Here is a 7,237-nt window from a genome sequence, read left to right as displayed (position 1 = left end):
TCACGAGTATGTTTTGGTCCCCGCCCTTTTCCCGGAGCCAATGAATTGTTGGGGGCCCAGGGCGGTCGGCCGGTGGATTGGCGCCTGCCGTGAGCGGCCGGTTATGGACGCGTTTGCGTAACTTTTTCCGTTGGGTTAACGGCGTGGGAACAGCCCGAAAACTGATGTAATCCGTAAGCTGGACACGTGGATGAAGCACGATACCCCGAGGATGAATTCGACCGGATTGGGAAAAACTTGCCCCAGGGCGCGCACCGACCTGGTCAGCCCTGGTGGCACGGTTTTCTGCCCTTTGTCATCGTGATTATCGCCGCACCCTTGCTGGCTTGGGCCATGCTGCTCCTGATTGGGTCGCACCCCTCAACCGCCAACGATGCGGCGACTAAGCCCCAGATGAGTCAAACCCCGAATACCGTGGCGACTCCGAGCCCTGCTGAGACCGGCAAACCCAGCGAAGAACCCACAGAAAGTGTCGCGCCCAGCGAGGAACCGACCCAAACCACCCCGCCCGCCGCTGAAAAAACGACCGAGCCGCGTACGGCTGATAAGACTATTACCGTGAGCGTCTTGAATGCTTCGGGAATCAACGGACTGGCCGCAAAAACCAAGGACAAAGTGGCAGCAGATGGCTTTACAAAGGTGTCTGCTGAAAACTTCCAGGGCACTAAACCCGCGGTGAACACTATCTATTACCCGTCTGACCGGGAAGCGGAAGCGCGCGAGGTGCAGCGGGTTTTGAATATCGACATGATTGTGCCCAAAGACGGCCTGGAGACGATTCAGGTCGTGCTGGTCGGCAGACTCTAAAGCCAGTCGGGCAAGTCATTTTTGCGTAGCAACTCGCCGCGGACTCAGAAATTTAAAACTTGCACTCGAGGGGTTAGAGTGCCAAGATTGAGTTAGCACTCTCAATGTCAGAGTGACAAGTTGGTGAATGAGGCTGCAGGTCGCGCGGAGACGTGAACCGCCACAACCCCAGCCGTCCGTCGCGGGCATTCGCCGCACATGAACCTTATAAAAGCGGAGGTTGTAATAAATGGCAAAAATGATTGCCTTTGCAGAAGAAGCCCGTCGCGGCATGGAACGCGGCCTGGATTTGTTGGCTGACACCGTCAAGGTAACCTTGGGACCCAAGGGCCGCAACGTGGTGTTGGAAAAGAAGTGGGGCGCCCCGACCATTACTAATGACGGCGTGTCTATCGCTAAGGAAATTGATCTGGCTGACCCCTACGAAAAGATTGGCGCCGAGCTGGTTAAGGAAGTCGCCAAGAAGACTGATGACGTGGCTGGTGACGGTACCACTACGGCGACCGTTTTGGCTCAGGCTATCGTGAAGGAAGGCCTGCGCAACGTGGCTGCGGGCGCGAACCCGATTGCGTTGCGTCACGGTATCGAAAAGGCCGTGGACGCGGTAGTGGCTCGTTTGCTCGCCGACGCGGTGGAAGTTAAGACCAAGGAACAAATCGCAGCGACCGCCTCGATTTCGGCCGCTGATGAAACCATTGGTGACATGATTGCCGAGGCCATGGAAAAGGTCGGCCAAGAGGGCGTCATCACCGTGGAAGAATCCAACACTTTCGGCCTGAGCCTTGAGGTCACCGAGGGTATGCGTTTCGATCGCGGCTACATTTCCCCCTACTTTGTGACCGACGCGGATCGTCAGGAAGCTGCTCTGGAGGACACCTACGTCCTGCTGGTGGATACCAAGATTTCCTCTATCAAGGACTTGGTGCCGCTGCTGGAAAAGGTCATGCAGGCTGGTAAGCCGGTGGCCATTATTGCTGAGGACATCGAAGGCGAAGCTCTGGCAACTTTGGTGCTGAACCGTATCCGCGGCGCGCTGAAGGTTGTCGCGGTCAAGGCCCCCGGTTTCGGCGATCGCCGTAAGGCTATGCTCCAGGATATGGCAATCCTCACCGGCGCCCAGGTCGTCAGCGAGGACCTCGGTCTGAAGCTGGAGAACGTGGGTCTGGAAGTGCTGGGTACCGCCCGCAAGGTCGTTGTCACCAAGGACGACACCACCATCGTGGACGGCGCTGGCGACAAGGATGCCCTGGAGGCTCGCATTCGCCAGATTCGTCAGGAAATCGAAAAGACCGATTCCGACTACGACCGTGAGAAGCTCCAGGAGCGCTTGGCGAAGCTGGCTGGCGGCGTGGCCGTCATCAAGTCCGGTGCCGCTACCGAGGTGGAGCTGAAAGAACGCAAGCACCGCATCGAAGATGCTGTGCGCAACGCGAAGGCTGCGAAGGAAGAAGGCTTGGTTCCCGGCGGCGGCGTGGCGCTGATTCAGGCTGCTGCGGAGGCCTTCAAGGATCTGCAGCTGGAAGGCGACGAAGCGACCGGTGCCGCCATCGTGCGGGTAGCAGTGGAATCCCCGCTGAAGCAGATTGCGGATAACGCTGGCCTGGAAGGCGGGGTTGTGGCTGAGAAGGTCCGTCACCTGCCCAAGGGCCAGGGTCTGAATGCCGCTACCGGCGAGTACGAAGATCTGCTGGAAGCCAAGGTGGCTGACCCGGTGAAGGTGACTCGTTCCGCTCTGCAGAACGCAGCCTCTATCGCCGGCCTGTTCCTGACCACCGAAGCGGTGGTGGCTGACAAGCCTGAGCCTCCGGCTCCGGCACCGGCTCCGGCTGGCGACGACATGGGTGGCATGTACTAGACCGGTACTGAACCGCTCGAGTTATTCATAACTTTCATCGGGGTGATTCCCTGCTTTTTGCGTGGGGTCGCCCCGATGGGTTTTTATGGTTCTTCGGTCCTTGAATCCATCTCGGTTGGATCAGTTCGGGGCTGCCAACGAGAGCACAAAGGTGAGAATGTTGTTACAAAGGTTTGGAAAACTACCGGAAAAAACCTTGAGAATTACACAAAAACTCCGAAAAGAATCCTAATGAAACCTGAGGGGTTCCCGATAAAAAATTTAGAGGTTACAATGTTAAGTAACAGCCGCAAGGATTCCTCGGTTTGAAACCTGGGAAAATCGTGTGGTGAGGAACTGGGAAAACCCTGGACATAGGAAATCGAAACTGAGGCAGGACGCGATGAAAAAGTTTTTGATTACAGCAGCGGCGTTGGTGCTGGGATTGGCTTTTGGCCCGGCAGCTTACGCAGATACTTTGCCTTCCCCGGACGCATCCGGAGATTCGGCCGGCACGGTCATGGAGCACGTGAATTTGGATTCGATGCCCTCCGGCGCCTCCGATGTAGCGGTCAATCCCGTAGCTCCTGCCCCCGCGGCCCCTTCCACCGCGGAACTGAACGCGGGCGGCAACGATGTCGATGTCCCGGCTGGTCCTGAAGTCATGTACCCTCAGGCTCCGGCATCCGTAGCTAATGCGGAACCTCAGATTCACGCCAATGTGGCTCCTCAATCACCCGAAAAAGCCAAGACTTCTATCTCGGCGATTAATGCGAACGCCCCGCAAGCCTTCGTGTCCTCCCCGATTGACTCGGTTCCCGGCGTGGTTTCCTTTGTCTTTATCATGCTACTGTGCGTGGGGGCCGGGGTTGCGGCTGCGGTCGTGATCTCAATCGTGACCGGAAAGAAAATCAACTTGGGTCTGCGTCGCTAACCTGCGGCAAAACCCTCTCGCAAACTCCATGAATCGTTAAGAACTGAGAGACTCCCAACGGGGTCTCTCAGTTCTTTGATTTGGTGGTCTGGGATTTGAACCGAAATCCTTTATGCTCCGGCAAATAACGCCGCGGCATTCGATTCTGCTTCGGCATAATTCGCGGAGGCCGTGTCGAGCTGCAAACCAATCTGGCGAAGGTTATCCTCCACGGTGGCTTGGGTGGCGCGCCATTGAGCCGCGAGAGCCGCGAAAGCTCCGGAGGCGGCACCGGTCCAAGATTCCTGCAAGGCGGTCAGATTCGCCATCATCGCTGAAACTTGGGCACTGACTTCCTCTGCACAGGCGCGGGTTTGGGCGCCGGCGGCAGCTACGGCATCGCTATCAACTTGAAATTGCATGGTGATTCCTTTCGTTTGAAACACTTCTAAAGTGAGGGAAAACCAAACTTTGGTTTTCGCACTTTCAAACTAAGGCAATACGTGCGAGCTACCCAGTCACAAAAAATCTACCTGTGGAAAACCCCGAAATCGTGCACCCTGTGGAAAACTCTATTCCTGCACTTCAGAGATAGTTTTAGAGTCAACTTCAGCGGGTTTTAGCGCTTTCATGACCATCGTATCCATGGCTTCAGCGACGTTCTCAAGGGTCGAACCCAAATCCGCTTCATCCGGAGGCGCATAAGGGTTGACCTCGTCCGGTTCATCCGTCTCCTCCGTATCCACATCCCTCGGGGAAGATCCAGACAAGTCCCCGGTTTCGGGGTTGGTGACAGCAACTTTCGGGGTGCCCTCCCGCGGAGTGGGTGGCAGTTCCGATGTCGATGTCGCAGCGGGAATCGCGCCGGTCTGGACCGTGGGGTCAACCCCGGCACCAGCGATGTCCAACCCGGCAGTACCGGTTTTTTCCAGACGTTCCAATTCGGCACGGAGGTTTTCGCGGGCTTGTTCCTCCCACGATGCAGCCCCGTGCGTCCAAAACAGTTGCGGGCGGTTCAGCAAACTGCCGATGACTTTGGAACGGGCGGAAATGAAACAAGCCTCGTCATAGGCGGCGTATTCGCGGCGAATAGCTCGCAAGTACTCTAAGTACTCCTGAGGATCCGCCGCCAATATACATAAATCAGCATCGGAAAGCACCTGGGCATCGATGTCGTCAATCGCCTGATGGTGGTATAAACCCCGGATGAGATCAGTAATTTTTTCAATCTGCGGCTCACTAACGCCTAGCTCAGCTAGAGAATCAGCAGCATAATCAGCGGAACCCAGCACGTTCAGTCCCGCTTCTCCGCGCTCCACCGCAGCTTCGGAAACATCAAAAATCGCACCGTGATACCACACGGCCAAGCGGATAGCATCCACGTCCCGAGCTTGTTCGCTGAGAATATCAACGTTTTCCAGGGTGGTTTTCAGATATTCCAGGTTATGAAAATGGCGCTCCGGAGCCATCCACCGCTGCGCCAACTCGGTGCCTACGGATTGGGCTACGTCTCTTGGAGCTGTACCGCCTTCAGCGGCAACAGAACGGGCAAAACCCGACAATAACCAAGCCGGTATCATCTCGGCCATACACATCATCCTCTGCCAGCTTGGGAAACCCAAAGCAACCTACCAAGTATACCTGTTTATCCCGGTAGTAACGACTTTCGCCTAAAACCGATGCTCCAGACGGTAAAAACCGTAGCTCGAAGCCCCACCTTTGGTGTTGAGAAGAACTCACAGGCCTAAGTGGAACGCGGCGGGGGCGGAGGCGGGGGAACCTTCGTCGGCTTGGGGACCGGTTTTGCGAGAGGCCGAGGGGAAGGCGCCACGGGAGGAGTTGGCTGTACCACCGGAGTGGGGACGGCAGGTCGCACCATCGGAGGCACCGGTCTTACGACAGGCATGCCCTGCGGCTTCGAGGCGCTGGCTGGTGCTTTACGAGCGGGGGCTGGAGTCTGCCGGGAATTTTCCTTGGTGTTGGAAGCCTTGTTGATAGCGACTGAAGCCGCAGCAAACTTTGCGGCTGGACTGCTCTGGTTCTCACCCTGAGAATCCACGTGCGAGGCCTGGCACGGTAGCTTAATCCTTACCGTGGCGCCACCGCCGGGAGTCTGGAGCATAGCCACCGTACCGTTGTGAGCCGAAACGATACCGGAGACGATAGCCAAACCTAGCCCGGTACCGCCCGTGGTGCGCACTCGTGACGTATCGGAACGATAGAAACGTTCGAAAACCTTTTTGGCATCCTCGGGAGCTACGCCCGGACCGTGGTCACGAATCTCCAGGACGGCACAGCGCTGGAACGCGGGAATCTTTGAAGCCGCGGCATTCTTAAGGGGAGCTCCGGTTTCATCAGGCCACATGTGGTAACCCACCACCACCTCGACGGGGGTATTGGCCGGAGTGTGCTGCCGCACGTTAGTCAGCAAATTGGTGATGACCTGGGAAATCTTTTCCGCATCCACAGTTGCATAGACACTGTAGACTTCCTCCAACGTCTCATCTTCCATGTTCAGCAGCTGCATGTCGCGTTCCGGATCCAGCACGGCCATATCCGATAGAGAGTTCCGCGCCAAAGCGGTAATATCGGTGCGCTCGAAAGTCATCGGACGGTGTTCATCCAATCGCGCCAACGTCAGCAAGTCCTGAACCATATTGCCCATGCGGGTAGCCTCGGACTCGATACGCGCCATGACCTCCGCCTGGCGCTCCGGGCCCACTCCACCCATGCGCGACAGTTCCGCATAACCGCGAATCGCGGCGGTGGGAGTACGCAGCTCGTGGGACGCGTCAGAGACGAAACGCCGCATCTTGCGTTCGGACAGCTCCACCGCTGAGAAAGCCTGTTCCAGGTTGGAAAGCATCACGTTCATAGAGTTCGCCAGGGAACCCACCTCGGTGGTGGTAGGAGCCTTCTTAACACGTTGCGTCAAATCCCCGGCCGCAATCTTGTTCGCGACCACCTCAATCTCATGCAGAGGCCGGAAAGCCCTCCCAACCAGGTAGTTTGTCATCAAAGTGCCGACAATGGCGATAATCAGAGTCGAGATTGAAATGGTGAAAATGATGGCCTGGAGCATATTGCGCTGCGGTGTCATCGACAAACCGACAGTCGCAGCCCCGGCGACTTTGCCCTGCGAAGTCAGCAAAATCGACAGAACCCGCCACTTTTGACCCGACTTGGTCGAAGGGACCGTAGTTCCGGGCATGACCAGCGAAGACGCATTGCTGATGGTGGGAATATCGGCTTTTTTCGGCAAGTATTGACGCTGCGGAATGCCCGACTTACTCTTTGTTGCCGGGGTAATAAATTCGCGGTCCGGTCGGTGCATAGAACCCGCGAACTGCACGTAGATGTAGTAATCGCTGGGCATATTGTTGGAAAACACCGTGGTGTCCGAGAGATTGGCGGCGTTGGGACCCATAACCCTGGCGGCAGCGGAAAGCTGCGCGTCCTGCTGACTGGTCAGGTACGACGAAAGCGACAGCACCGTTACGGTTCCAGCCAACGACAGCGCTGTCACCAAGGCGACTGCAAAAATAATCGTCAGCCGCGTGGCCAAGGCCAGGGAGATCCACAGTTTCCCTATTCCACGCACTTGCCACTCCTCATCTGACTCGGGTGCTGTTTCGAAAGTCCGACACGTTCCACCAGGTGGCGGGGAATTGGTTTACTACCGC

The 7,237-nt window shown here is 57.0% G+C and carries 6 protein-coding genes; 3 read left to right on the top strand and 3 right to left on the bottom strand.

The window, feature by feature from the left end; genetic code table 11:
* The first annotated feature begins 186 nt into the window (after window positions 1-186).
* The 3 genes from AC5LBQ_RS05160 to AC5LBQ_RS05150 all read left to right on the top strand — a co-directional run bounded on the left by AC5LBQ_RS05160 (window position 187) and on the right by AC5LBQ_RS05150 (window position 3,575).
* Window positions 187-807 (top strand): LytR C-terminal domain-containing protein, encoded by a 621-nt coding sequence (locus AC5LBQ_RS05160; protein WP_297345730.1) that lies wholly within the window; start codon window positions 187-189, stop codon window positions 805-807.
* Window positions 808-1,036: 229 nt separating this feature from the next.
* The gene (gene groL, locus AC5LBQ_RS05155; protein ID WP_493264822.1) at window positions 1,037-2,662 is read left to right on the top strand and encodes a chaperonin GroEL; all 1,626 of its coding nucleotides are present in this window, start codon (window positions 1,037-1,039) and stop codon (window positions 2,660-2,662) included.
* 382 nt (window positions 2,663-3,044) lie between these two features.
* Window positions 3,045-3,575 carry a fibronectin-binding protein gene (locus AC5LBQ_RS05150; RefSeq protein ID WP_307741486.1) on the top strand — a complete coding sequence of 177 codons (531 nt, stop codon included), beginning with the start codon at window positions 3,045-3,047 and terminating at the stop codon, window positions 3,573-3,575.
* 110 nt (window positions 3,576-3,685) lie between these two features.
* Here the strand turns inward: AC5LBQ_RS05150 and AC5LBQ_RS05145 are convergent, their stop codons facing one another.
* The 3 genes from AC5LBQ_RS05145 to AC5LBQ_RS05135 all read right to left on the bottom strand — a co-directional run bounded on the left by AC5LBQ_RS05145 (window position 3,686) and on the right by AC5LBQ_RS05135 (window position 7,155).
* On the bottom strand, window positions 3,686-3,976 hold the full coding sequence (locus AC5LBQ_RS05145; protein ID WP_282922270.1) for a WXG100 family type VII secretion target: 291 nt from the start codon (window positions 3,974-3,976) through the stop codon (window positions 3,686-3,688).
* Window positions 3,977-4,126: 150 nt separating this feature from the next.
* On the bottom strand, window positions 4,127-5,143 hold the full coding sequence (locus AC5LBQ_RS05140) for an HD domain-containing protein (protein WP_295026146.1): 1,017 nt from the start codon (window positions 5,141-5,143) through the stop codon (window positions 4,127-4,129).
* A 155-nt stretch (window positions 5,144-5,298) separates the two neighbouring features.
* Window positions 5,299-7,155: a sensor histidine kinase gene (locus AC5LBQ_RS05135; RefSeq protein ID WP_493264821.1), complete on the bottom strand. Its 1,857-nt coding sequence runs from the start codon at window positions 7,153-7,155 to the stop codon at window positions 5,299-5,301.
* Window positions 7,156-7,237 lie beyond the last annotated feature (82 nt).

This window comes from Mobiluncus sp. (genome assembly GCF_985070215.1).
The sequence above is the reverse complement of the archived record's forward strand: the minus strand, read 5'-3'. Positions and strand labels throughout refer to the sequence as shown.

Excerpts from the sequence above, each read along its gene's own strand:
- groL (WP_493264822.1), top strand. The coding sequence starts at position 1,037 with ATGGCAAAAATGATTGCCTTTGCAGAAGAAGCCCGTCGCGGCATGGAA.
- AC5LBQ_RS05140 (WP_295026146.1), bottom strand. The coding sequence starts at position 5,143 with ATGGCCGAGATGATACCGGCTTGGTTATTGTCGGGTTTTGCCCGTTCT.
- AC5LBQ_RS05145 (WP_282922270.1), bottom strand. The coding sequence starts at position 3,976 with ATGCAATTTCAAGTTGATAGCGATGCCGTAGCTGCCGCCGGCGCCCAA.
- AC5LBQ_RS05150 (WP_307741486.1), top strand. The coding sequence starts at position 3,045 with ATGAAAAAGTTTTTGATTACAGCAGCGGCGTTGGTGCTGGGATTGGCT.